This window comes from Paenibacillus sp. FSL W7-1279 (genome assembly GCF_037969845.1).
Classification (GTDB): Bacteria; Bacillota; Bacilli; order Paenibacillales; family Paenibacillaceae; genus Paenibacillus_AQ.
In genome coordinates, this window is sequence record NZ_CP150215.1 from 85,001 (window position 1) to 109,678 (window position 24,678).

Below are 24,678 nucleotides of genomic sequence, written 5' to 3' on the forward strand. Positions count from 1 at the left end.
CTATAACGGTCCTAAGGTAGCGAAATTCCTTGTCAGGTAAATTCTGACCCGCACGAATGGCGTAACGACTTGGGCGCTGTCTCAACGAGAGATCCGGTGAAATTTTAATACCTGTGAAGATGCAGGTTACCCGCGACAAGACGGAAAGACCCCATGGAGCTTTACTGCAGCTTGATATTGGATTTGGGTACGATCTGTACAGGATAGGTGGGAGCCTTTGAAGCATGAGCGCCAGCTTGTGTGGAGGCGACGTTGGGATACCACCCTGATCGTATCTAGGTTCTAACCTGGTACCGTGATCCGGTACGGGGACAGTGTCAGGCGGGCAGTTTGACTGGGGCGGTCGCCTCCTAAAGAGTAACGGAGGCGCCCCAAGGTTCCCTCAGAATGGTTGGAAATCATTCGAAGAGTGCAAAGGCATAAGGGAGCTTGACTGCGAGACCTACAAGTCGAGCAGGGACGAAAGTCGGGCTTAGTGATCCGGTGGTACCGCATGGAAGGGCCATCGCTCAACGGATAAAAGCTACCCTGGGGATAACAGGCTTATCTCCCCCAAGAGTCCACATCGACGGGGAGGTTTGGCACCTCGATGTCGGCTCATCGCATCCTGGGGCTGAAGTAGGTCCCAAGGGTTGGGCTGTTCGCCCATTAAAGCGGTACGCGAGCTGGGTTCAGAACGTCGTGAGACAGTTCGGTCCCTATCTGTCGTGGGCGTAGGAAATTTGAGAGGAGCTGTCCTTAGTACGAGAGGACCGGGATGGACGTACCGCTGGTGCACCAGTTGTTCCGCCAGGAGCATGGCTGGGTAGCTACGTACGGACGGGATAAGCGCTGAAAGCATCTAAGCGTGAAGCCCCCCTCAAGATGAGATTTCCCAACTAGTAAGACCCCTTGAAGACGACGAGGTAGATAGGTTGGAGGTGGAAGTGCAGCAATGCATGGAGCTGACCAATACTAATCGGTCGAGGGCTTATCCAAATGACCCCAAAAAGTGAAGTGAAGCTTTGAAGCTGACACCGAATACTTTTCTGGGACCCCGATACCACATTGGGTAATGCTACGGATTCTAATCAACGCAAATTTCGTTTCGTATCTAGTTTTCAGGTGATCAAGCATCTGAGCCGTTTGGTGGCGATGGCGGAAGGGTTCCACGCGTTCCCATACCGAACACGACCGTTAAGCCTTCCAGCGCCGATGGTACTTGGACCGAAGGGTCCCGGGAGAGTAGGACGTCGCCAAGCGAACAACCATAAAGACCGTTATCGAGTCATCGATAGCGGTCTTTTCCTATACTCAATAACATGTGTTTGCGAAATCGAGGACTATCCCGTACCGGGTTGGGTGATACTAAACAACAGCGATTCATTGTCCATAGGATGGTGCCTCAAGGGTTAGCATATTGGCAGACAGGGCTTTAACCTGGGTAAGTCTCCATTTAATAGAAGAAACCCGGTCTGTTTGTCCATTCCAAAGAGACAGGATAACGCGCTGGATGGATACTTGCGAACTTCAAGCAAAGGGCGAATATCAATCCTTGACAGCCTATGGGCCCTTTGCTAAGATGGCAATAATATATTTCTGAAAATACTTGAAAATGCCGTCCGGTCCAGCTCTGACAGTAGTTGTAGTCCGCAGGAAGACGACAAAAAGGAGGAATAACCCAGGTGTGGGAAGATAAGTTTAGCAAGGAAGGCTTCACTTTTGACGATGTATTGTTGGTTCCTAGAAAATCCGAGGTGCTTCCAAAAGAAGTAGATGTTAGCACCAAATTGAGCGAGCATGTAAAATTGAATATCCCGCTCATCAGTGCAGGAATGGACACCGTAACGGAAGCTCCTTTGGCCATTGCCATTGCTAGAGAAGGCGGAATCGGCATTATTCATAAAAATATGACCGTTGAACAACAAGCAGAAGAGGTAGATCGGGTTAAGCGTTCGGAAAGTGGTGTTATTACGAATCCGTTCTCACTCCATGCTGATCATCTTGTATCCGATGCAGAGAAACTCATGAGTAAGTTCCGGATTTCCGGCGTACCGATCGTAGATAAGAACAATAAGCTGATCGGTATTTTGACGAATCGTGATCTTCGTTTTGTTCATGACTACAATACGGTAATTAGTGAAGTAATGACCAGCGAGAATCTGGTGACAGCTCCGGTCGGAACGACTCTTCAAGATGCCGAAATGATTCTGCAGAAGCATAAGATTGAGAAGCTGCCTTTGGTAGACGAAGATAATGTTCTTAAAGGACTTATCACGATTAAAGATATCGAGAAAGCGATTCAGTTCCCTAGAGCTGCGAAGGACGCTCAAGGCCGCCTGCTTGTAGGTGCAGCGATCGGAATTTCCAAAGATACCTTCGAAAGAGCAGAAGCGCTTGTGAAAGCTGGCGTAGACGTCATTACCGTTGACTCTGCCCACGGTCACCACATCAATATCATTGATTCCGTTCGGAAATTGCGCGAAGTGTATCCGGATCTGACGATTATCGCTGGTAACGTGGCTACAGGCGAGGGTACAAGAGAGCTTATCGAAGCCGGTGCATCCGTCGTTAAAGTCGGAATTGGGCCTGGATCGATCTGTACGACGCGTGTCATTGCCGGGATTGGCGTACCGCAAATCACAGCGATTTATGATTGTGCAACGGTTGCTAAGGAATACGGAGTGCCGATTATTGCAGATGGCGGCATCAAATACTCCGGTGAAATTACAAAAGCGATCGCAGCCGGAGCAAGTGCAGTTATGCTGGGCAGCATGTTTGCCGGTACGGAGGAGAGTCCGGGCGAAGCTGAGATCTATCAAGGACGCCGTTTCAAGGCTTACCGCGGTATGGGTTCCCTTGCTGCCATGAAACAAGGCAGTAAAGACCGTTACTTCCAAGATGACGACAAGAAACTGGTACCGGAAGGCATCGAGGGCCGTGTTGCTTACAAAGGGCCTTTGGCAGATACCATCCATCAGCTGATCGGTGGATTGCGCTCTGGTATGGGCTATTGCGGTACACAAAACCTGGAGGAACTGCGGAATGACACCCAGTTCATCCGTATCTCTGGTGCAGGACTCCGCGAGAGCCATCCTCATGATATCCAAATTACCAAAGAAGCACCTAACTATTCCTTGTAATTCACTCGGAAGAACAAGGATAAACAATATATATGTCATTTATTTCCTGGACAAGCTGGATGAAATTCATCTAGCTTGTCTTTTTTTGATACCCCCCCTATGATAGAATAGAACAAGTTAATGACTTATTGAGAATTAGAGGGGAGTAATTCCATTGATAGACAAGTCTGTAAAGAAGAATAAGCGACAACGCATTCAAAGAACGCTGGCATCCTTGATGCTGTTTAATATACTGTGTTTCTCTGCTGCGCCTGCGGTTTCGCTTGCGGCGCCTCATATGCTGGCAACAGCGGATACGACGAAAGCCACAGAGGACAAAGCGACAACTGAGAAGGCGACAACGAATAATGCAAAGCCGGATAAAGTGCCATCGATTGATCAACTGAATTTGGATGTAAGCTCCGCTGTTCTGATCGAGCCATCAACAGGACAGGTCCTATTATCAATTAATGCTGATGAAGCATTGCCGCCGGCGAGCATGACGAAGATGATGACGGAATATATCGTTGCAGAGAAAGTAAAGCAAGGCGACTTAGCTTGGGATGATGTTGTTACCGTGGGGGAAAATGCAGCAAAAACCGTGGGATCACGGATATTTTTGGCTGAGGGAGACCAACATACAGTGGAAGAGCTCTACATAGCCATGGCTGTCGGCTCAGCGAATGATGCGACAGTGGCATTGGCTGAGCATGTGGCTGGTTCCGAAGCGGAGTTTGTTACCATGATGAATGATACGGCGAAAAAGATGGGGCTGAAGACAGCGTTCTTCATAAACTCCACAGGTCTTAGCCGTGCCGATATGCCAGAAAAGTATCGCCCTGCGGAGGATAAGGAAACGGTAATGTCGGCGATGGATACCGCTCTACTTGCCAAATATATCGTTGAGGATCATCCTGATTTTTCGAGATTTACGGCCATTCAGTCCCATAAATTCCGGCCGCGCGACACGAATCCGATTATCAACTACAACTGGATGCTTGAGGCTAATAAAAGTATTACAAACTTTAAGTCCTATGCGTATGAAGGTTTGGACGGTTTAAAAACCGGTCATACCAATGCGGCGGGTTATTGTTTTGCTGGTACCGCTGAACGCGATGGCATGCGTCTGATTAGTGTTGTTATGGGTACGAAATCTGAAGGTGCCCGTTTTAAAGAGACCAAAAAAGTCCTGGATTACGGCTTTGACAACTTTGAAGTGAAGGAAGTCCAAGCTGCCGGGGCAACCGTGCAAGGCTTTGAAACGGTCGAAGTGAAGAAGGGCAAAGGCAAAGAAGCTGCACTCGTAACCGATAAGGCTCTCACTTTTGTTGTACCAAAAGGATCAAGCGGCAAGAACATTACCTTCGAAGCCAAGCTGGACTCCTCCAGCATGACAGCGCCTGTTGCTAAAGATACGAAGGTGGGCACGGTAACCTACACCTATAAAATAGAAGGCATGAAGGAAGCTCAGACCGAAACGGTGAATTTAATCACAGCGGAGGAAGTTGAGAAGGCCGGCTGGTTCAAGCTGTTCCTGCGGGCGATTGGAGACTTTTTTGCCGATTTATTTGATTCCATCAAAAATCTTTTCTAACAGCCGACAAATTCCGAGTAAATGGGTTGTGTATTTGATTTTGATGCGGTAAAATATCGAGTTAGATTCATTGCAAGTATGCACCTATACAGGTACAGTCCATATCGCCAGGGAATGCTGTAATGGCGATGAGATACAACATATAATCGGGGGGCTAGGGGACATGGAAACAGGAACATCAACTGTAAAAAGAGGTATGGCGGAAATGCAAAAAGGCGGCGTCATTATGGACGTCATGAATGCGGAACAAGCAAAGATCGCTGAAGCTGCCGGCGCAACGGCAGTTATGGCGCTGGAGCGCGTTCCTTCTGATATTCGCGCTGCTGGGGGCGTAGCACGGATGGCTGACCCAACCATCGTTGAGGAAGTCATGAAAGTTGTATCCATTCCAGTTATGGCCAAAGCTCGTATCGGTCATTACGTCGAGGCGAAAGTCCTTGAATCTCTTGGCGTGGATTATCTCGACGAGAGTGAAGTGCTGACACCGGCGGATGAAGTGTTCCATATCGATAAATGGGATTTCACGGTACCGTTCGTATGCGGTGCAAAGGACCTTGGCGAAGCGCTGCGTCGTATTGGTGAGGGTGCTTCCATGCTCCGTACGAAAGGCGAGCCGGGAACAGGTAATATCGTGGAAGCCGTTCGCCATATGCGCCTTATCAACAGTCAAATCCGTAAAGTTCGCAACATGTCGAAGGACGAGCTGTATGCGGAAGCGAAGAACCTCGGTGTTTCCTATGACCTCCTGAAGGGCATTCATGAGACGGGCAAGCTCCCTGTCGTTAACTTTGCAGCTGGCGGCGTGGCAACACCTGCAGATGCCGCATTGATGATGCATTTGGGCGCTGACGGCGTCTTTGTTGGATCCGGTATTTTCAAATCGGACAGCCCTGAGAAATTCGCTCGTGCGATCGTTGAAGCGACTACGCATTATGATGATTATAAATTGATTGCTGAAGTATCCAAGAACCTGGGTACTCCGATGAAAGGCATCGAGATATCCAAGCTTAGTCCTGCTGAGCGCATGCAGGATCGCGGCTGGTAAGAGAGAAGGGGTAACATGAAGGTCGGCGTACTGGCACTTCAGGGTGCCGTTGCAGAGCATATTCGAAGCATCACGCTTGCTGGTGCCGAGGGAGTGCCGATCAAGAAGGTTGAGCAGTTGGACGGCATTGACGGCTTGATTATCCCTGGCGGTGAGAGCACCACCATCGGCAAGCTGATGCGCAAGTATGATTTTATGGATGCGATTCGTCAGTTCTCAGCCCAGGGTAAACCGATATTCGGAACATGCGCCGGACTGATCGTGCTCGCTGAACGAATTCAAGGCGACGAAGAGGCCCATCTGAAGCTGATGGACATCACGGTGGCGCGGAATGCATTTGGACGTCAGCGTGAAAGCTTCGAGACCGATTTGCCTGTAAAAGGAATCGAGGAAACGGTACGGGCAGTCTTTATCCGTGCGCCGCTCATTCTGGAGGTGGGTGCGGGCGTTGAGGTCTTGTCTACTTATAAGGATGAGATCGTTACAACCAGACAGGGGCATCTGCTTGCAGCTTCCTACCATCCGGAGCTGACGGACGATTACCGACTTCATCAATATTTTGTGGAGATGGTTCGTTCCCGGTCTACGGCACCACAGACGTAATAGTTACAGTAGAAGACATCTTGACTCTTTGGCAGTATGTGGGAGTCAAGTTGTCTTTTTCGCTGAAATACAATAAGATGTATCGTATGTAATAATGTACACTGCAGCCTTGTCCCAAGGCTTTTTATCAACATATAGGGCAGCTGCTTCGATATACTTGATGGATGTTTTACTTTAGGAGGGTTTCCCGTGTTAGACGTAAAAATATTGCGCAGCGAGTACAGTCGTGTAGAAGAAGCGCTGAAGAATCGAGGCAAATCGCTCGATCTGATTGCGGATTTTCCTAAGCTTGACGCCCGGCGACGGGAATTGCTGCAGGAAAGCGAAAGTTTGAAGAATCGCCGCAACACCGTGTCGGCTGAAGTAGCCAAACTGAAGAAGAATCGTGAGAATGCAGATGATCTGATACTGGAAATGCGACAAGTGTCGGACCAGATTAAAGCGATGGATGAGGAAGTTCGTGAGCTGGAAGCCAGCATATCCGAGCTTACTTTGGCGATTCCGAATATCCCTCATGAGAGTGTGCCTGTAGGCGCCTCGGAGGAGGAGAACGTGGAAATCCGCCGCTGGGCGGAGCCAAAAGCTTTCGATTTCGAGCCTAAGGCTCACTGGGAGCTTGCTCAGAATCTGAGTATTTTGGATTTTGAAGCAGGTGCGAAGGTAACGGGCTCGCGGTTTACGTTCTATAAAGGTTTAGGTGCTCGTCTTGAGCGTGCCTTGATCAGTTTCATGATGGATCTGCACAGCGACAAACACGGCTATGAGGAAATGCTGCCTCCATATATCGTCAACCGGGACAGCTTGTACGGAACAGGACAGCTGCCTAAATTCGAAGAGGATTTATTCAAAATTAGCGATACCGACTATTACCTGATCCCAACCGCTGAAGTTCCTGTAACGAACTACCATCGCGAGGAAATCTTAAATAGCGAGGATCTGCCTAAATATTACGTGGCGTACAGCTCCTGTTTCCGTTCGGAAGCCGGCGCGGCAGGGCGCGACACACGGGGACTTATTCGTCAGCATCAGTTCAACAAGGTTGAGATGGTGAAAATTGTACACCCGGAAACTTCGTTTGATGAGCTTGAGAAGATGACGGCGGATGCGGAGCGCGTGCTTCAGCTGCTGAATCTTCCTTATCGCGTCATGGCTCTCTGTACTGGGGATATGGGCTTCGGATCGATGAAGACATACGATCTGGAAGTTTGGCTTCCGGAGAGCGGTGTATATCGCGAAATCTCCTCATGTTCGAACATCGGGGACTTCCAGGCACGCCGTGCCAACATTCGCTTCCGTCCGGAACCGAAGAGCAAGCCTGAATTTGTCCACACCTTGAATGGTTCCGGGCTTGCGGTTGGACGTACCGTCGCTGCGATTCTGGAGAATTATCAACAGGCTGACGGGTCCGTCGTGATTCCTGAAGTACTTCGCCCGTACATGGGGAACGTTAGTATCATCGACCAGAAAAAATAAGTTGATAAAACAGTTTGTCTTGTGGTATAATGATTTTTGCACGTGATTCATTTGCATGGATCATTACCACATGGAGAGGTACCGAAGCGGTCATAACGGGGCGGTCTTGAAAACCGTTAGGGGGCAACTCCACATGGGTTCGAATCCCATCCTCTCCGCCATACATATCAAACGCAAACCGTTTCCTTAGGGAAACGGTTTTTTTGCTCTATTTTATGAGGAATCATTGCGTGGTCTTCCCTTCAGTAGGTTTGTGCTTTATGGAGGAGGCTGTATAAAACATCCCCTGTTATCGCAATTTATAGAGAAGGGGAGGTGTGAACATGAACTCAGAACTGAATGTGGATCAGTCGACGCTGGTCAATGCCTGGCAGGAAAGGCTGCCCACCATATTAAAGCCGGGAGATCGCGCAGAAGTGGCTGCAGACGAAGGGGATCCGAACGCCATCCGCATTCACATTGATGCAGCAGGTCGCCAGGAGTATTCATTTGATTTTCAATGCACGTATGTGGATTCACGGGAAGTGAAGGTCGATTTGGTCGATGTAGAGCGTGATGGCGCAACGACGGATGAGCGTAATGAGAACATTCAGGGCATGGTCGGCGATTATACGCGCCATATCCATGAGTGTGCCCAAACGCTGCAGCAAATCACGCATCACTAGTTCCATAAATGAGCGAGACAGTTTCCATACTGTCCATCATGGTATGGACATCAAAGGCAGGATAGCGTAAGACATCGTTGTGATCCATGAAATGGAGGGCTATCAGATGAGCAAACCAAAAGCGATTCCGGTACCGGAAGCACAGGAGCAGCCGAAGCAGCGCAAGGACCATGACCGTGGCGGCCAGGAGCCGCTGTCAGGCTCGCATAGAGCGAAGATCCGTAAACAGGATGGACATTTCAATCCGGAGGGCTAGAAGCCTGTAGAGGAAGACTGAGAGGCTAGAAAGCAAGAATCGAGGGAACTTCCTGTCATTCGACAGGAAGTTCTTTTTTTCGTTTTGAAACCTTTTGCGTCCAACTTCCGTATTAGTGTTCAAGTGTAATATTTTGGGGCCCCACCTTATTCGCATGTTAAGAAGTTTGAAATTAAGATGGATGGAAAAAGAAAGGAAATAAAATTTCAGTAAATATTCCAGAAAGTGTTTCTCATTTTGGTTAAATGGTTTATGATTAGAAGGTCTGTTATTTTTTTGACTGTTAGAGGGGAGAGAAATTTTAATGAACAAGAAGTTTGCAGCTATCATGCTGACACTGCTGCTCACAGTGACAGTTGTACTTTCTGGCTGCGCCAAAAAAGAAGAGCCTAAGGCAGCGATGACGAATGCTGCTACAAACGCGATGAAGATGACATCCTACGAAATGAAGAGTAAATTTGTCATTGAAGACCTTCAAGTTAACATACCTGCAGTTGAAGGCGATCCAAGCGTAACACAGGCGATGACGATGTTGAAGAATGCTGAGGTTACGCTTGATGGTATCTACCAAGCTGATCCAATGCAAACCGAGATGAACATGGGTATCAATCTGAAGGGTGATATGGCGATGTCCTTCAATATTGATATGGTGATGACGAAAGAGAAAATCTACGTTAAAGTTCCAAGCATTCCAATGCTGCCATTCCCAGAGGACGTTGTTGGTAAGTTCCTCATGATGGACATGAAAGAGCTTGCTGAGCAATCCGGTGAAACGTTTAGCCCAGAAAGCCTGGATACTGAGAAGTCCCAGAAATTCGTTAACGAAATCCTTGAAGCCTTGCTGAGCGAGTATGACCAAGCGAAATACTTCAAAGAGATCAATGTTAAAGATGCTGGCCTTCCAGAAGGCGTTGACGCTAAACAAGTGGTTCAATTCTTTGTAACCAATGATAATCTGAATGAAGCATTGGATATTATGGTAAACAAGGTTGCACCTAAGGTTGTTGACATTGCAGCTAAAGACGAGTACCGCGAATTGCTGGGTCTGACCCAAGAAGATATCGATGCTGCTAAAGCTGAAGTATCTAACGTTAACCAAGATGAATTCAAAGCGGGCTTGGAAGAGATGCAGAAATATCTGAAGATCAACACATTCAACATCAACACAGCTATCGATAAAAAGGATTTCCCTGCATATCAGGATGTTGTGTTGAACGTTGATTTCAACGATCCAGAAACCAATGAGAACGTGAAGTTGGCTGTGAAGGCTAGCACCCAATACAACAACATCAACGCTAAACAAGAATTCAAAATCGGTATTCCAAAAGATGCTGATGTCATCACGATGGAGCAATTTGAGGAATCCATGAGCCAAATGGGCACTTATTAATATTATTCATCGCAGACAACAAAACCCGGCCGTCATGGCCGGGTTTTTACGTTGTTATACTTTTACTCTACATAAGGATCATAGTTTCCCGCGCAAACGTCGGAAGAACTGAGTGAGCAGTGATGCGCATTCTTCCTGCAGCACGCCCTGAACCACGTTAGTCCGGTGATTAAAACGCGGCTCTTGAAGCAAATTCATCAATGTGCCGGCACAACCGGCTTTGGGATCACCAGCACCATAGATCAGCTCTGGGACCCGGGATTGGACGATAGCTCCTGCACACATGGGACAGGGTTCTAACGTCACGTATAATCGGCAGTCCAGCAGCCGCCATGCTCCAAGATGCTGGCTTGCCTCCCGAATAGCTACCATCTCGGCATGGGCCGTACCATCGTAAGTCGTTTCACGCAAATTGTATCCACGGCCAATAATCTCATCGCCCCGCACGATGACAGCACCAATCGGAACTTCACCGAGCTCTTCAGCTTTCCGTGCTTCTGCAATGGCTTCTCTCATCCAGTGCTCATGATTATCGTTATCCACAGCCAGTGGGTCTATTGAATTTGATATCAAACTAAAGTCTCCTTTCACAGCCCGTTAAAACCCTGTATTTATACCCAATGTTCAACGAACATTTATTCGTTTGTTAACATGTTGTGGACAGAATTGTGGATAACTAAAATATTATACACAAAGTTATGCACACTATCCCCAGATAAGTTGTGTATTTGTGCGCAATCTGTGGATACGTTGTTTATTTTACCGGGAATGACCTCTTATATTGTAAGGATTCCTTATTTCAATAGCAATGCGATTGTGGAAAAAACCATATAGCCATAAAGCTGCTTGTCTTTTCAAACGTTCGTGATCAAGGTATCATGAGGGTATTAGATTCGCAAGTCGTCTATGTGACAGCAGAAAGGTGAAGATGCCACTTGTCGATTAAGACGAAATTATCGATGATCATGTCCATATCGGTATTATTTATTCTTCTGCTCAACATTACGCTGAACTATTACACGACCCAGGAAAATTTGCAGCAGGATAGTGAAACCAAGATGGTGATGGCCGCTACTCAGATCGCCATTACGGTCCAGCAAACCGGCTTTAGTTCTGCATATGTGGATAATATATTCGGCGATATGCTGAAGGTGGCCGCGGTCAACGCGGCAAAAGCTTTGGATCCGGATATTAACAATATAACCAATCAGCAATTGGTGGAATTGAGTAAGGAGATTGGCGTCACTCACATATCATTAATGGTTCGGACGAATGATGATATCGTTGTTGCCCGATCCTCCTCTCAAGATGAAATCGGCCTTTCAACAAAGAACTGGGGGTATTGGCATACGGCTTTTCTGGAATTGTTCCAGTATGGTAAAGTCGTCTCAGTTACCGAGGGCCAGCGCTCCGATCATTTTTGGTCTGGACCGTTTGAGTTCTCCACATCCAATCCGGAATTCATTGATAAATGGGGATACTATTACGATAGCAAGCGCAATTATATTATTGATCCCTACATAAGGAATTCCAATATCAAGGACTTTGTGAAGATTACAAGTCCGGACACCGTTGTGAAAGAGACCTTGAAGTCGAATCCGCGGATATTGGAAGTAACAGGCATCAATCCTGAAACGTTTGGCAATGAATATATGAGGGAAGATGGAACAGATGACGTTCACCACAAGCTTCGCAATCGACCGATTACATTCGGCACCTATGACTATGGGAGCCTGGACCAAGATGCGGAAGCTGTGCAGAAGGCTGTTTCTACCGGCGATAATGTGGTGTTTGTCAGCACCATCAATAATAAGAAGGTGCTAAAAAGCTTCATCCCTATCGTATCCGAAAATAAACCGACCAGTGTCATTAGTGTCGTTATGGACTATGAAGCCATCTCCTCCGTGATGAGAGAGCAGATGATCAGTCTTGTGGCGATCTCATTGGTTTTATTGGAAATTGTGATATTCGGCAGTTATATTGTTGCGGGGTATTTTACCAAGCCGATTCAGGCTATCCTTGGAACTGTAAATGATGTGTCGGATGGTCACTTTGATCGAAGGCTGGAGGTAAGCAGCCGGGACGAGCTGGGTCAGCTTGCAGGTCGAATCAATGCGATGACACGTAATCTGGGCAACTATACGAGCCAGTTGAAGCAAATGGTCGACGAGAATCAGTCCGTTAAGGAATATCTGGAGTCTGTCATTAATCAGACAGCCGACGCCATTCATACAACCGATACCTATGAACGGGTTATTAGTGTAAATAAAGCGTTTGAGCAATTGTATGGTTGGAAGGCGCACGAAGTGGTTGGACGGAAGCCTGCACTTGTCCCTCCCGCTAAAGAGGAAGAAGAAAAGGAACGCATCCGCCGCCTGCGGGCCGGAGAACGGCTTCCTCCAGTGGAGACGGTCCGCCTTCATAAAGATGGAAGCGCTATTGAGGTCAGCATCAGCACCTCGCTGGTGCGCGATGAGAACGGTGAGGTTACTTCCATGATTAGCGTGTCTCGGGATGTGACGGAACGCAATCGCATCGAGGAGCTGCTGCGACGTTCGGAGAAGCTCAATACTGTTGGCCAGCTGGCTGCCGGCGTTGCTCATGAGATCCGGAATCCGCTGACGACCCTCCGTGGATTTCTGCAGCTTCAGAAGCAGACCCACAAGGTCAATCCGGACCATATTGATCTGATGCTGTCGGAGCTGGACCGAATTAATCTGATTGTCAGTGAATTTCTGATATTAGCGAAGCCGCAGGCGATTCATTTCCAAGAGAGGGATGTAAGAATCATTATGAGAGATGTCATTTCATTCCTCGACAGCCAAGCCCATTTGTACAGCATCGAGTTCAAATTGAAGTTTACTGAAGCACTAACCTACGTACACTGTGAGGAGAACCAGCTCAAGCAGGTGTTCATCAATCTGCTCAAGAATGCGATTGAAGCGATGCCGGATGGCGGGAGGATCTGGATTGAGCTTTCAAGGTCGAAGGGTGAATGGGTCCAAATCGACATTCGGGATGAAGGGCAAGGCATTCCGGAGGAGCTGATGCCGCATCTTGGCGAACCGTTTATTACGAATAAGGAAACGGGCACAGGGCTGGGATTGATGGTAAGCCAGCGTATTATTCAGGGCCACCGGGGTATGATGGAAATCGAGAGTGAAGTAGGAGCAGGAACGAAGGTGAGTATAGTTCTGCCTGCGATTCAGCGGAATGCGATCGAGGGATAAGCAAGAAGTAGTTACAGATAAGGGGATGGCATCTTGAGAATCAATAAATTTATCAGTGAAACGGGATATTGCTCAAGGCGTGAAGCGGACAAGCTGGTGGAGAGCGGGAAGGTTACCATCAATGGCGTGGTTGCAGTCCTTGGAAGCCAGGCAGAAGAAGGAGACGATGTCCGGATTCAGGGAAAGCCGCTTCAAGATAAGAAGAAGCATGTGTATATTGCTCTTAATAAGCCAGTCGGGATTACAAGCACCACCGAACCGCATATTAAGGGCAATATTGTAGACTTCGTAGGCCATAAGGAGCGTATTTTTCCTATCGGACGATTGGATAAGGACTCCGAGGGGCTGATTCTGCTGACGAATGATGGGGATATCGTCAATAAGATCCTTCGCTCCGAGGGGAAACATGAGAAAGAATACATTGTGACGGTGGATCGCCCGGTAACGGAATCCTTCCTTAGCGGGATGTCCAGCGGCGTCAAGATTTTAGGTGAGATGACGCTGCCCTGTGAGGTCACTCGAATGTCTGAGCGAGTGTTCCGAATCATTCTGACGGAGGGGAAAAATCGTCAAATCCGCAGAATGTGCAGCGCTTTTGGTTATGAGGTCCGAAAATTACAGCGAATCCGGATTATGAATATCCGTCTCGGCAGTCAACGCATCGGCGCTTGGCGTGATCTTAACGAGAAGGAGAAGGAAGAGCTTGGTCGGCTGCTGAACTATAGGCTCGAGTAGGAGGCTGAAATACATCTATAACCCTAAACCAAAACAACCGATGGATCTGGAGACCAGATGCATCGGTTGTTTATTGTGTGTTATAGTCTGTAGGGACCGTTCCCTGTTGAGTTATTCATTCACGCTGGTAAAGGTCGCACTATCCTGGTATTTACGTATAATGGAAACCTCGACTCTGCGGTTCTTCGCTCGCCCAGCAGCGGTGTTGTTATCGGCAATCGGATGGTATTCACCATAACCGATCGGCATGAACCGTTTAGGATCCAACTCCGAGTTGGTGAGCAAAATCTTCATGAACTGCAAGGCACGATCCGAGCTTAAATCCCAATTCGACGGATATCGGCTATTAGAGATTGGCACATTGTCCGTATGTCCGGATACAATAATTTCATAGTCCGGGAACTTATGAAGCATTTGTGAGATAGCCATGGCCAATTTGCGGGCCTCCGGCTTCACAACGGCTTCGCCGGAAGGGAACAAGGCGTTATCCCGTATTGTAATGACAAGCTGGGAGTGGTTCAACTTGGTGCTGAGCTCCGAGGTTAAACCGTTATTTTTAATATAATTATCGAGCTGCTTCTTTAACTTCTCCAGATCCTGTTGTTCCTGACGCATCAGCTCAGCACGTCGTTGGTCAGGTGTTGTTGCGGGAACGGAAGGGGATGTCGCTTTATGATCTTTAATATTGGGCGGATCATCGCTGGGTTCCGTTTTGCTGTAATCCAGCACGCCGGTCCCGCCAGTGAGAGCAACGCTGAAGGCTTCGCTCATTTCTTGAAATTTGCGTGCGTCTGTCGCGCTCATGGCGTATAGCACCAGGAACAGGGCCAGAAGCAAGGTCAGTAGGTCTGCGTAAGGAAGAAGCCAGGATTCGTCGGCATGCTCCTCATGCGGCTCGTGCCTAGTCTTTTTGCTCACTAGCACCAGCCTCCCTCTCGCTGAGCTCAGCCCGTTCGGACGGTGTCAGGAACACGGAGAGCTTTTGATTGATTGCAATGGTGGATACACCGGATTGAATAGACAGCAGGCCTTCTACCATCATCAGGCGGATTTCAACCTCGCGTTTGGACAGACGCTTGAGTTTATTCGCAATCGGGTGACAGATAACATAACCGGTGAAGATACCGAGCAGGGTAGCAATAAATGCAGCCCCGATAGCATGAGCGAGTTCGCCCATATCTTCCATGTGGGACAGTGCAGCGATCAAACCGATAACGGCTCCGAGTACCCCGAGGGAAGGTGCATACATACCGGCCTGCGAGAAGATCAATGAACCGGAACGATGGCGCTCCTCGGTGGCATTAATATCTTCCATTAAAACGTCACGTACGAATTCCTGATCGTTGCCGTCGATGATCATGCGCATCCCATTACGCAGGAAGCTGTCATCGATTTCATCGACTTTGGTTTCCAGAGCCAGAAGTCCTTCACGGCGTGTGATCGAAGCCCACTCCATAAACAGCTTGATCATATCCGTTTTGTCCATCAGATTCTGTTTCACGAAGGTCATCTTGACCAGCTTCGGAATCTTTTTTAGCTCGACTAGCGGAAATCCGATGAATAAAGTTGCTGCCGTACCGCCAAGAATGATTAGATAGGCTGCCGGATTATACAAAGCGAGAAGGGAGGCACCTTTCAGGATCATGCCCACCAGTACCGCGACGATACCGATTATTAAGCCTATAATTGTTGAAATTTCCATACCACACCTCATCCGTGAGAAATAAAATAACGAATCCATTCGTCAGAACGGCTCTCATGGAGAACCGGGCCCCTTATGTGGGGCGTTATCCTATTTATCGTCAGGTCGGGCTTTTTTTTTTAGTTGTAATTTCCGGTATAATGGAAGGAAGGGAAACGAAGCTAAGTACGGCAAGGAAAGGAGTGATTAAGATGGGCGTTAAGCACGGAAGGGATTATGGCGAAATTCTGGCAGAACTGACCGAGGCGGTCGGGCGAATTTCCGACAGCTATGTCTTCTTTGAAATGGAAGCTGAGGATTGGGGCAATTTGGGCGAAGCCGAGCGAAATGAGGTCCATGAGGCGCTGGCAGAGGATTTGTTCTATGCGCTGGGCACAGAGCCGGTGATTAATGTTGGCAGCGGCGTGGTCATGCATGATCAGACGAACCATCGAATACATATTTTGATTGGTGAGGAAGAGTTGGCTTTTGTGGCCCTTGTGTAATCACTCCAGTTATCAACAGAAACAGGGCAGAATAGAATAGATGACAGATAGCCCATATTACGGTTAGTCGGCTTTAAGATAGGTTTTTTTCGGGGAGGAAGATAAAAGATGCTTTATACGCAGCAAGAAGTAGAGGCTCATCTGGAAAAGCTTGAGGGTTGGGAATTTGAACAAGGGAGATGGATTGTACGAAAGTATACCTTCTCCTCCTTCATGAAGGGAATCGCTTTTGTTGATGAAGTGGCAGCTATTTCGGAAGCTTTCGGACATCACCCCTACATCACCATAGATTATAAAGTCGTTACACTTCGTCTCACTTCTTGGGACGACGGTGGCATTACGGCTGTGGATATTAAGGAAGCGCAGCAGTTTAACGAAGCCTATGAGAAGAGTCGTTCGAAGGATGGCAAGTCGGGACAATAGAACGGGGAGGCCATTAGTCCCTTTAGAAGTCCCCAATATGTAAAAAAACACGCTTGCACCGGGAACAACTCCAGGTGCAAGCGTGTTTTGCGTATAAGCTGATTTATTTTTTCTCAGCAAGGTACAGCGCGATGTTTGCGATTTCTTCAGGTTTAAGTTGGTCTTTAAAGGAAGGCATTCCCTTACGACCTTTGGTTACAACGTTGAAGATCGCGTCCGCATCCATGTGTCCGCCTACTTGATTCAAAGCCGGCCCTGCGCCGCCTTGAAGTTGGTCGCCGTGACAGCTAATGCAGCTTGCTTTCAGTGTGGCTTCCGCTGCGGCTGCATCGAGAGTCACTTCCGGCATGGTCGGCTTCTCTTCCTGAGCTACCTGTTCCTTACCTGGGAGCGTAAACATCAGCGCGATAGCCAACGCACATGCGACGAAGAACAATCCGCTCATGATCCATTTTTGCATCGTCATATCGTCCCTTCTATGTATACTGCACTTTTGCACTTGTCTCCATTATAAACCAACATCCATAGACAGCATAGCCAGTTGTGACAAAAAAAGCAACTATACGGCGTAGCTTCATAAAAAGTACACAAAATTGTGCTTTTTCATATAGACAAAGATTACTATTCCTCATTTGTAGGGGGCTCATACACCATACAGTGGAAAAGGGCATTGCCCGTTGGCGTAAGCCGCTCATACGTATCGGTGATGTGAAAGCCTGCCCTTTGATAAGCGCGGATTGCTCGCTCATTCCAGGTCATTACCTCAAGGTCAATTTCGTCGGCAGGCCGCCTCCGTCTGGCTTCCCGGACAATCGTCTGCATAAATCGTTTACCCATTCCACGCCCGCACCAATCAGGCCGCATGCCAAGTCCAATTCGTGTCACCTCATGCATCGGAAACAGCTGGGCAAATCCCCAGAGGGCCTCCCGCTCATCCAGAACCGAGATGTACTGTCTTCGGCGAATGTCCGGATCGCCAAACTCCACCTCAAGCCCTTTCATCTGCTCCCAGGGAAGAAAGCCATAGATATTATAGGGGGGAGGGTAGGCCCAGGCGCATATTTCTTCGGCGTGCTCTTCACGCATGACCACGGTGTGAAATGTAATCGGTGTGGCATCCATTTGCGAAGTCCTCCTATCGTCTGCATAAATAATAACCATATTACGAGCATCCAGGTTGCATCAAAAAAGCCCGCCAAAGAGAGGTAAGGGCTCCTTTAACGGGCAAGCATTATGTATAGGGAAGATTAGCCTCTATAGCTTAGGATGATTCACCGACCGACTCTTCATACTTATCATCGCTCATGATACGCTTTGCACCCACGTATCGCTGATCGTAGTAATCCTCTGCCAGGCGGTTGATAACCACGCCGCGGTTGGAGGAAGCATGGGCGAATTTGCCATCGCCGACATAAATGCCGACGTGGGAGATGCCCTGGCCCGATGTGTTGAAGAACACCAAATCGCCAGCGCGCAGCTCCTTACGGGACACGCTTGTCCCCATGTCGAATTGAGAGCCGGATTGATGCGGGAGCTTCAGACCGAGTTTAGCATAAACATACATGGTGAAGCCGGAACAGTCAAAACCGCTCGTGGTTGTACCACCGTAGCTGTATCTTGTACCTAGAACCTTATCGATTTCCTGATCCAGCGCATGATCAGCAAAGACGCTGCCAACGCCCAAAGTGAACAACAGCGTGATACTTAGGGCTGCTGTCGATAATGTTTTCTTCAGCATGGAAAGCTCCTTTTCGATGCCGCGAGGCATAGCAATCTATATATTAAAGCACTTACATTAATGACAAAGTTGTTACTGCGTCCATTCTATCAGACAGCAAGCGAGATTGGCAATTATTTCTTGGTGAATTTCGCTATTTTTCAATAGCATTAGCTGTCGAAGCACCAAGGAAAATCAATATTTTTCCAAAATGGGTGTTTAATGAAGGGAGAGAAGGGTATATAAAGGATAGATGATGTGAAGACATGGCGAAGTGAAGTGAAATTGTATAATAAATTTTATTTTTTTTCGAAAAGCGGGAACTTTTTTGCTGTCCTGAACGTTATAAAGGTATACACACAAATCAACAAAAGAAAAAAGCCGCTGGATGAGATCGGCACAATCTCATAAACCCAGGGCTTTCTTGTAAGAGTAAATCAATTAAGTTCCAACATTAATTGTAGCTCACAGCTACAGATTTGTACGTATTCTGACTCATAATTCTCTTAGCGCCTACATATCGGTTAGCGTAATAGCTCTGGCTCAGCGGACTGATAATGACACCGCGCGAAGATGAAGAATGAGCGAATTTGCCGCTCCCGACATAAATACCCACATGAGATACACCTCTACCGGATGTGTTGAAGAACACGAGATCGCCAGCTTTCAGGTTGCTCTTGGATACGGCCGTACCTACTTTGTATTGAGCTGCAGACGTGCGGGGCAGGCTAAGACCAAGCTTCTTGTAAACATAGCTGGTGAATCCGGAGCAGTCAAATCCATTCGTTGTAGTTCCACCTGTTTTGTAAGAAACACCAATGGCTGGTTTGATTGCAGTATTTAATTTGGAATCGGCGAAAGCGCTTCCGGTCCCTAATGTGAGTGCGAGTGCGAGGCCTAGAGAAACAGCCGTTAACTTCTTTTTCAAAACAAAAGCTCCTTCCATTGCCTGCGAGGTTAGCTTAAGGGTTCGGTTGAAGGTCCCCTATGATCCCTCTCTTGCGAGATCAATTCACCCAAAACGGATCCCCCGCTTCCCATATCGTTATGGGAATTCGGCTCCTTGAAATGTTGATGAACCCATTCATTGACGTTTGACGTTCCAACATAGTTAGCGAATTACAACGTTCCTACATAAAAGTTACAGTAAAGATGACAAAGTTGTTACTAACATATTCGTTATTTTAGCAGAGTATTAACAATTTGGCAAACGAGGAAACATTATTTTTAAACAAAAAAACCTGTCCCCATCTTGAGGGAACAGGTTTTTTTGTAATTTGGCGTTCAGAAATTTGTAATATAGAGGATAAATGAACTCTTATTCTCTGTAAAATCTAGCGCGGGATAGAAACGTGTCGCTTCTGATTACAGCTTATTCACGAGCGTGTTTCATTATTATAGGGTGACGAATTGTAACCATTAAGGATGCTGTGAGGAGGAATCTCTCCACAAATGATATTGAGCGGACATTGCCCAAATTTGGAAAAGTCCATTCAGGAAATAAGAGGCCTGCTGAATAATTAAGCCGATCAACCCGGCCCAGAAGAGCGAGGCCGAGCTCAGGAGCAGCAGAATGACACAGGCGGATCCGCCGATGGTGATGGATAACAGCATTGCTGTGCCCAAGCGGCGGAAGAGCGCATGGATAGAGCTGATCATGCTGGAATCGCCGGTACGGCCAAATTGCATATAGAGCAATAACAGGCGGATCAGATAGGCGTACAAGAACCAGCCAGCTGCATAGGGCAGTGCATGAAGCAGCAGTACAGGCTCCTGAATTCCATTCAGCAGAATCGGGAGGATTTTGGGCAGAATCCAGTAACCGGGTGCGAAGGTGAGAATAAGCTCAACCAGATAGAATAGCGTTACGGGTTTCCACAGTTTCCGCATGCCAGTGAAGAAGAATAAACCGCGCTCGCCCTTGGCTTCCTGGTGAAGGTTGTAGAAGATGCCGGCCCGAATGAGCGGGGTGAGGAACATCCGGATCAAGAGCAAACCGGCCAAAAGCCATCCGTAAGTGTGTACTGTGCTGCTCAAGGACAGGCTCATCTCGCCCTCGTAGAAGAATAAAAGACGGCTGAGCTCGTTAGGGGCGGAATCCGGATATCGCATCAGAAGGGGGACGACTGCCGATTTTACGAGTCGGTACAGGCAATATCCCCACAGCAAACGGTATAAGAAGAGCAGAATCGAGACGTATAGCTGGTCTTTAACACTGATCCACCCTTGGCCTGCGTAACTTTTCATGTGCTCCCCCCTCACCATGACAGGCTGCCGAACAGCGTCTCCACAAGCTTGGTAATACTGAGATTCCAGCGTGTAACCACCGTCGGATCCATTCCTGCCTTCATATAGTTATTAATGTGTTTATTCTCCAGGACGATGGAGTACTTCGGATCAACCATGGCCCAGGCGAGCGGAGAGCTGTATTCCAGGGTGTAAGCCACTTTGCCGTCTTTGCCGCTCCAGGTTCGTTCCACCGTTTTGCCGTCCTCAAAGGCGAACACGATCGGCACATCGGTGATATCCCCGTCCTTGCTCGTAATCTGGACCGTGGACTCATACCGAGGATTTTCAGCCGTGCCTTTATTTTTGGTTTTGATCACGTCGATGGCGACATCCGCCATCTGGCTTCCATATACATATTGGTCAAAATACGACTGCCAGGACGTTTTGCTTACTTGCTCGACGACTTTCTGAAAGTCAGATGTGGTTGGATGCTTGAACCGGTATTTCTGGGCATAGGTATGCATAATCTTGCCCATCATCTGTGGACCGACCTGCCGTTCGATGCCTTGCAGCACCAGCTTGCCCCTCGTATATACATTCAGTGCGTAGTTTTCGTGAGAGCTGTATTTCCAGGATTCCATCTTCAGCGGTGCAGGGGAAGTAATGGATGCTCCCTGAGCCGCCGTATTGGAGGTAATACCGTATTCTTTTTCCATCACTCGTTCTTCTGCATAGGTTGCAAAGGCCTCGTCCAGCCACGCTTCCTCAAATTCGTTACTTGCAATCATTCCGTAAAAATATTGATGGGCGATCTCATGAATAACGGTCCGCTCCAGTTCATATCCCGGCGAATCGTTCTTGGCACCGAAGGCTGTGACCAGCGTCGGGTATTCCATGCCGCCTGCACCGTTGCCCGATTCAGGCGGAACGACGATGGACAACGTGGAGTACGGATAGGTTCCGTACCATTTTCCAAACGAAGCGAGTGCCGACTTGGCGGCATCAAAGTAACGCTCCTATAAGTCTTTATGGGCTGGATCGAGATACAGCTTGATGCGGACGCCAGGTACGCCTGGTGCGGAGAATGCTTCTTCTGCCGTGACAAAGTTTGGCGATGCCGACCAGGCAAAATCATGTACGTCATCCGCGTAAAACTGATAAATTTTTTCCCCGTTTGATTTTTGGGCAGGCTTGGTAGGGAATCCGGTCGCGGCGACAATGTAATTTTCGGGCACTCGAATGCGAACGCTGTAAATGCCGAAGTTGGAATAGAATTCGGAGTTGCCGTGGTATTGATGAAGATTCCAGCCTTCCTCTGCTCTTCCGCGAAGACCGGCCGGTTCATAGACCGAAATTTTCGGAAACCATTGGCCAGCCATGATAAAATTCTCGGTGGTTCCCATGCGGGCAAATATTTTGGGAAGCTCGACCTCGAACTCCAAATGAATGGTAACACTCTCCCCGCTCTTGATGGGTTTAGGCAACCTTAGCTTGGCAAGGCTGTGATCCTTGATGTTGCCGTCGTCAGGTTGAACAAATTGAAGGCGATGGGTCAGGGCCAGTCCTTCGGTTGTTTTCACGCTGGTAATGGTCATGGAGCCGTATCCGTCATCTGGCATGGGATCGGAACGAAGCCTGCCGCCCGATTCCTTCATAAAAGTCGTGTCATTGGAAGCAAAAGCATTGGGATACAGATGAAAGTACAGCTCGTTTACGCTTTTTTTGCCTGGATGAGTCCAAGTGAGTGTCTGTTTGCCCTTAAGCTTGTTCTCCTCAGGCTCGTACCGAACATCCATATGATATTCCACCAGCCGGTCGCTTAAGGCCGGAGCGGGAATATTAGGCTGCACCTTAGGCGGTGAGAGCGGGGCCTTCTCCACGGCAGAGGCGGAGGGCTTGCCCGCATTTGGGGCAAGAGCAGACGCTGAGGACCCTGGATTCAGAAATATCGGCATCGATCCTGCAAGCAAACCTAGGGCAAGCAGGGATGATAGAAAGACTTTGGCACGTGGTGGGACCATATCGAACAACCTCCCGTTGACAAGCATCTAGTGCATGTATATGTTTGCTTTTGGGGGATTATTAGTTAAAATAAAATTATTGGGACATGGTTATCAATTTAGCAGCTGATACGTAAGCATCGGCTCTGATATAGGAGGTCGGCAGCAGTGGAGAATGAAGAGCAGAAGCAGGGTGCGAAGAAACCGATTGCTTTGAATATTATTAATAGCAAGAGTAAGCATAAAGGGTTTGGATCAGGCTCCATCGATCTGAACAGTCTGTCACCCGTCATTATCGATAATGGCGAGGCCCGAGTGGATATTGGGGCCATGCATGCCAAGAGTAAGGTGGAGAAGGGTATCCGTTTCAGCATGAACCGGGATGAAGTGCCCAATGGACGACAGGTATGGATCGTGTGGGTGGCTGTAGATCGTACGGCGGAAGGACAGCATTATGCAGGCATGACCGCCTGTGAAATGTGGATCGACCAGGAGGCCCGTCGCGGCTGGAAGATCCTCGCCGATCATGTGAATAAAATGGATGCGGCGATGAAGCGCAAGATCATTCTGGATGGTCTTGGCGACGTCGAGAAGAAGGCACTGCGCGAGCTGCTGATTTCGCGTAACGAGGAATGGTGGAATGCATCGCCAGAGGAATTCAGGGAAGCACTTCAGACAGCGGAATGATACAATAAATTAAAGAAGCCTTTCCAAAAAGGACGAACATGAAGAAGACCGGTTGGATTCGTAAATGAATCCGGCCGGTCTTCTACTTATTTGCATATCGATTAGAATGGAAGGGGGTAGGTCAGCTTTTCTTTTTGATCGAGAAACGGATTGTTGTATTGGAACGTCAGCTTGCCGCCGGCATATCCGAGATACGTAAGGCCGTCACCAATGAAGCCCACCTCATTCGGCGGCATTTCCTCTATGACCTTGATGGTTTCCTCGTCCAGAAGCTCAGGATAGATAAGCTCGGCTGTCTTGCCAGTCGGATGGACGATATACAGGGTCGCCTTCGTGTATGGTCGGACGAGCAGGAAGTCCTGTTCAATCGCTTCTACGATAAAACTATCCTTTACTCCCGTGAGCGCGGCCAGGTCATAAGTTTTGACCGTTTTGCCCATCGGATGAACCAGCTCAAGCGTACTGCCGTTCATCATGGCAATATTGCCTTTGTAGCTGAGTTGGTCCGGATGGTAGTTGATCCCGGCAAAATTGGAATGATTGGTTTTGGATAGCTTCAGGATTTTCTTGTCCTGTATGAGCACCCGGTATCTTCCCTCATGAATATGAGGTTCACCGTAATAATTGGACAAGTCGACCACGTAGGTATTGCTATTGATGCGATGTGCGCTTAAGCTGACTTGATCGATCTCCTCAACCGGGATTATACCAACTTGGGCTGGCGTGGATCCGGCTTTACCCATCGAGAGCATACCATTCTCGCGATTTACCCAGAACAGCATATTGGCCTTGGAAGCATAGGCATATTTTGACCAAGCATCAAAGGTCGTTCTAAGCCCGGATTTGCTGTCATATTTCAGAGGGATGCCGAAAGCTTTGGTAATCAGACTGGCTGGAACATAAGTCACGCCTTTCTTCACGACCGGAGCCGCCTCAAGCTTGAGAGGGGTCCCCTTGGCATTGACTGCGCGCGACTGTCCGATGATAATGCGAACAGACTGTGTCGGGCTGTTAATATACAGCTCTTTTTTTCCCGGGATCGTCAACTGCAGCTGCAGTTGTTCGGAAACTTCCTTCAACGGAATGAATACGACGCCTTTATTCGTATAAGGTTTATGTTTCACGTCCAGCGTGCTCCAGTTTGCCTTGCTCTGTGATGTGGAGGCTGCTGCCGCATGGGCAGGAATCGTTATGAGCGATGAGGACGTAAGCAATAAAGACATGGCTATGGATGCGGTACCTGCTAATTTGATGAGTTGCACGGATTTCATATCAGTTCCTCCTTATGTTTTACACTCCCGCCTATATAAACGACTAAATAATGGGAAATGTTTCACCCTATC

At 48.2% G+C, this 24,678-nt stretch carries 22 protein-coding genes, 1 tRNA gene, 2 rRNA genes, 1 pseudogene and 1 riboswitch (1 of these 27 running past the window's edge); of the genes and pseudogenes, 16 read left to right on the forward strand and 10 right to left on the reverse strand.

Annotated elements, in window-relative coordinates; genetic code table 11:
• The 11 genes from MKY82_RS00395 to MKY82_RS00445 all read left to right on the forward strand — a co-directional run.
• Positions 1 to 978: ribosomal RNA gene (locus tag MKY82_RS00395) — 23S ribosomal RNA — on the forward strand; it begins 1,951 nt to the left of the window's first position.
• 146 nt (positions 979 to 1,124) lie between these two features.
• Positions 1,125 to 1,241, forward strand: a 5S ribosomal RNA gene (gene rrf / locus MKY82_RS00400).
• A gap of 423 nt (positions 1,242 to 1,664) precedes the next feature.
• Positions 1,665 to 3,122 (forward strand): IMP dehydrogenase, encoded by a 1,458-nt coding sequence (guaB, locus tag MKY82_RS00405; protein WP_071221104.1) that lies wholly within the window; start codon positions 1,665 to 1,667, stop codon positions 3,120 to 3,122.
• Between the two features lie 154 nt (positions 3,123 to 3,276).
• Positions 3,277 to 4,695, forward strand: a complete 1,419-nt coding sequence (locus MKY82_RS00410; RefSeq protein ID WP_339295233.1) for a D-alanyl-D-alanine carboxypeptidase family protein — start codon at positions 3,277 to 3,279, stop codon at positions 4,693 to 4,695.
• 163 nt (positions 4,696 to 4,858) lie between these two features.
• On the forward strand, positions 4,859 to 5,740 hold the full coding sequence (pdxS, locus tag MKY82_RS00415; protein ID WP_071221106.1) for a pyridoxal 5'-phosphate synthase lyase subunit PdxS: 882 nt from the start codon (positions 4,859 to 4,861) through the stop codon (positions 5,738 to 5,740).
• Positions 5,741 to 5,755: 15 nt separating this feature from the next.
• A complete protein-coding gene (gene pdxT / locus MKY82_RS00420; RefSeq protein ID WP_339295234.1) occupies positions 5,756 to 6,343 on the forward strand; it encodes a pyridoxal 5'-phosphate synthase glutaminase subunit PdxT in 588 nt (195 codons plus the stop codon).
• 189 nt (positions 6,344 to 6,532) lie between these two features.
• A complete protein-coding gene (gene serS, locus MKY82_RS00425; protein WP_194540323.1) occupies positions 6,533 to 7,816 on the forward strand; it encodes a serine--tRNA ligase in 1,284 nt (427 codons plus the stop codon).
• Positions 7,817 to 7,888: 72 nt separating this feature from the next.
• Positions 7,889 to 7,977: transfer RNA gene (locus MKY82_RS00430), tRNA-Ser, on the forward strand.
• A gap of 162 nt (positions 7,978 to 8,139) precedes the next feature.
• A complete protein-coding gene (locus tag MKY82_RS00435; protein ID WP_194540324.1) occupies positions 8,140 to 8,481 on the forward strand; it encodes a hypothetical protein in 342 nt (113 codons plus the stop codon).
• A gap of 106 nt (positions 8,482 to 8,587) precedes the next feature.
• Positions 8,588 to 8,737, forward strand: a complete 150-nt coding sequence (locus tag MKY82_RS00440) for a small acid-soluble spore protein P (protein WP_098741251.1) — start codon at positions 8,588 to 8,590, stop codon at positions 8,735 to 8,737.
• 304 nt (positions 8,738 to 9,041) lie between these two features.
• Positions 9,042 to 10,127 carry a hypothetical protein gene (locus MKY82_RS00445; RefSeq protein ID WP_339295235.1) on the forward strand — a complete coding sequence of 362 codons (1,086 nt, stop codon included), beginning with the start codon at positions 9,042 to 9,044 and terminating at the stop codon, positions 10,125 to 10,127.
• A 78-nt stretch (positions 10,128 to 10,205) separates the two neighbouring features.
• Here the strand turns inward: MKY82_RS00445 and tadA are convergent, their stop codons facing one another.
• The gene (tadA, locus tag MKY82_RS00450; RefSeq protein WP_233355150.1) at positions 10,206 to 10,643 is read right to left on the reverse strand and encodes a tRNA adenosine(34) deaminase TadA; all 438 of its coding nucleotides are present in this window, start codon (positions 10,641 to 10,643) and stop codon (positions 10,206 to 10,208) included.
• Positions 10,644 to 11,062: 419 nt separating this feature from the next.
• Between tadA and MKY82_RS00455 the strand changes: the two genes are divergently transcribed.
• Together MKY82_RS00455 and rluF are read left to right on the forward strand one after the other, a co-directional pair.
• Positions 11,063 to 13,357: an ATP-binding protein gene (locus MKY82_RS00455; RefSeq protein WP_339295236.1), complete on the forward strand. Its 2,295-nt coding sequence runs from the start codon at positions 11,063 to 11,065 to the stop codon at positions 13,355 to 13,357.
• 33 nt (positions 13,358 to 13,390) lie between these two features.
• A complete protein-coding gene (gene rluF / locus MKY82_RS00460) occupies positions 13,391 to 14,092 on the forward strand; it encodes a 23S rRNA pseudouridine(2604) synthase RluF (RefSeq protein ID WP_071221114.1) in 702 nt (233 codons plus the stop codon).
• A gap of 111 nt (positions 14,093 to 14,203) precedes the next feature.
• Here the strand turns inward: rluF and motB are convergent, their stop codons facing one another.
• Entirely contained in the window at positions 14,204 to 15,010 is an 807-nt protein-coding gene (gene motB / locus MKY82_RS00465; RefSeq protein WP_194540326.1) for a flagellar motor protein MotB, read from the reverse strand.
• A complete protein-coding gene (gene motA, locus MKY82_RS00470) occupies positions 14,994 to 15,794 on the reverse strand; it encodes a flagellar motor stator protein MotA (RefSeq protein WP_100541615.1) in 801 nt (266 codons plus the stop codon). The genes motB and motA overlap by 17 nt, the downstream gene beginning before the upstream one ends.
• Positions 15,795 to 15,985: 191 nt before the next feature.
• Here motA and MKY82_RS00475 point away from each other — a divergent pair, with 191 nt between their 5' ends.
• Together MKY82_RS00475 and MKY82_RS00480 are read left to right on the forward strand one after the other, a co-directional pair.
• On the forward strand, positions 15,986 to 16,279 hold the full coding sequence (locus tag MKY82_RS00475; protein WP_194540327.1) for a hypothetical protein: 294 nt from the start codon (positions 15,986 to 15,988) through the stop codon (positions 16,277 to 16,279).
• Positions 16,280 to 16,387: 108 nt separating this feature from the next.
• Complete coding sequence (locus MKY82_RS00480) at positions 16,388 to 16,702, forward strand: 4a-hydroxytetrahydrobiopterin dehydratase (protein WP_009595556.1); 315 nt, start codon at positions 16,388 to 16,390, stop codon at positions 16,700 to 16,702.
• A gap of 103 nt (positions 16,703 to 16,805) precedes the next feature.
• Here the strand turns inward: MKY82_RS00480 and MKY82_RS00485 are convergent, their stop codons facing one another.
• The 6 genes and pseudogenes from MKY82_RS00485 to MKY82_RS00510 form a co-directional block, all read right to left on the reverse strand.
• Entirely contained in the window at positions 16,806 to 17,162 is a 357-nt protein-coding gene (locus MKY82_RS00485; RefSeq protein ID WP_006207476.1) for a cytochrome c, read from the reverse strand.
• A 161-nt stretch (positions 17,163 to 17,323) separates the two neighbouring features.
• A complete protein-coding gene (locus MKY82_RS00490; RefSeq protein WP_339295237.1) occupies positions 17,324 to 17,824 on the reverse strand; it encodes a GNAT family N-acetyltransferase in 501 nt (166 codons plus the stop codon).
• 139 nt (positions 17,825 to 17,963) lie between these two features.
• Positions 17,964 to 18,437, reverse strand: coding sequence for a C40 family peptidase (locus MKY82_RS00495; protein WP_339296622.1), 474 nt, complete (start codon positions 18,435 to 18,437; stop codon positions 17,964 to 17,966).
• A 436-nt stretch (positions 18,438 to 18,873) separates the two neighbouring features.
• Positions 18,874 to 19,347 carry a C40 family peptidase gene (locus MKY82_RS00500; RefSeq protein ID WP_339295238.1) on the reverse strand — a complete coding sequence of 158 codons (474 nt, stop codon included), beginning with the start codon at positions 19,345 to 19,347 and terminating at the stop codon, positions 18,874 to 18,876.
• Between the two features lie 3 nt (positions 19,348 to 19,350).
• Positions 19,351 to 19,490, reverse strand: a riboswitch (cyclic di-AMP (ydaO/yuaA leader).
• A gap of 348 nt (positions 19,491 to 19,838) precedes the next feature.
• Entirely contained in the window at positions 19,839 to 20,666 is an 828-nt protein-coding gene (locus tag MKY82_RS00505; RefSeq protein WP_339295239.1) for a hypothetical protein, read from the reverse strand.
• Between the two features lie 11 nt (positions 20,667 to 20,677).
• A pseudogene (locus MKY82_RS00510) lies at positions 20,678 to 22,669 on the reverse strand (M1 family metallopeptidase).
• A gap of 147 nt (positions 22,670 to 22,816) precedes the next feature.
• On the opposite strand from MKY82_RS00510, the gene MKY82_RS00515 reads away from it, so the two are divergent.
• Positions 22,817 to 23,335: a YwhD family protein gene (locus tag MKY82_RS00515; RefSeq protein WP_071221123.1), complete on the forward strand. Its 519-nt coding sequence runs from the start codon at positions 22,817 to 22,819 to the stop codon at positions 23,333 to 23,335.
• Positions 23,336 to 23,436: 101 nt separating this feature from the next.
• Here MKY82_RS00515 and MKY82_RS00520 read toward each other — a convergent pair whose 3' ends face one another.
• Positions 23,437 to 24,606: a copper amine oxidase N-terminal domain-containing protein gene (locus MKY82_RS00520; RefSeq protein ID WP_339295240.1), complete on the reverse strand. Its 1,170-nt coding sequence runs from the start codon at positions 24,604 to 24,606 to the stop codon at positions 23,437 to 23,439.
• Positions 24,607 to 24,678 lie beyond the last annotated feature (72 nt).

What these genes read in the sequence shown, in the direction of transcription:
- MKY82_RS00475 (WP_194540327.1), top strand. Translation starts at nt 15,986, where the DNA reads ATGGGCGTTAAGCACGGAAGGGATTATGGCGAAATTCTGGCAGAACTG.
- pdxS (WP_071221106.1), top strand. Translation starts at nt 4,859, where the DNA reads ATGGAAACAGGAACATCAACTGTAAAAAGAGGTATGGCGGAAATGCAA.
- MKY82_RS00440 (WP_098741251.1), top strand. Translation starts at nt 8,588, where the DNA reads ATGAGCAAACCAAAAGCGATTCCGGTACCGGAAGCACAGGAGCAGCCG.
- MKY82_RS00435 (WP_194540324.1), top strand. Translation starts at nt 8,140, where the DNA reads ATGAACTCAGAACTGAATGTGGATCAGTCGACGCTGGTCAATGCCTGG.
- pdxT (WP_339295234.1), top strand. Translation starts at nt 5,756, where the DNA reads ATGAAGGTCGGCGTACTGGCACTTCAGGGTGCCGTTGCAGAGCATATT.
- motA (WP_100541615.1), bottom strand. Translation starts at nt 15,794, where the DNA reads ATGGAAATTTCAACAATTATAGGCTTAATAATCGGTATCGTCGCGGTA.
- MKY82_RS00520 (WP_339295240.1), bottom strand. Translation starts at nt 24,606, where the DNA reads ATGAAATCCGTGCAACTCATCAAATTAGCAGGTACCGCATCCATAGCC.
- MKY82_RS00480 (WP_009595556.1), top strand. Translation starts at nt 16,388, where the DNA reads ATGCTTTATACGCAGCAAGAAGTAGAGGCTCATCTGGAAAAGCTTGAG.
- tadA (WP_233355150.1), bottom strand. Translation starts at nt 10,643, where the DNA reads ATGAGAGAAGCCATTGCAGAAGCACGGAAAGCTGAAGAGCTCGGTGAA.
- MKY82_RS00445 (WP_339295235.1), top strand. Translation starts at nt 9,042, where the DNA reads ATGAACAAGAAGTTTGCAGCTATCATGCTGACACTGCTGCTCACAGTG.
- MKY82_RS00490 (WP_339295237.1), bottom strand. Translation starts at nt 17,824, where the DNA reads ATGGATGCCACACCGATTACATTTCACACCGTGGTCATGCGTGAAGAG.
- MKY82_RS00505 (WP_339295239.1), bottom strand. Translation starts at nt 20,666, where the DNA reads ATGAAAAGTTACGCAGGCCAAGGGTGGATCAGTGTTAAAGACCAGCTA.
- MKY82_RS00485 (WP_006207476.1), bottom strand. Translation starts at nt 17,162, where the DNA reads ATGCAAAAATGGATCATGAGCGGATTGTTCTTCGTCGCATGTGCGTTG.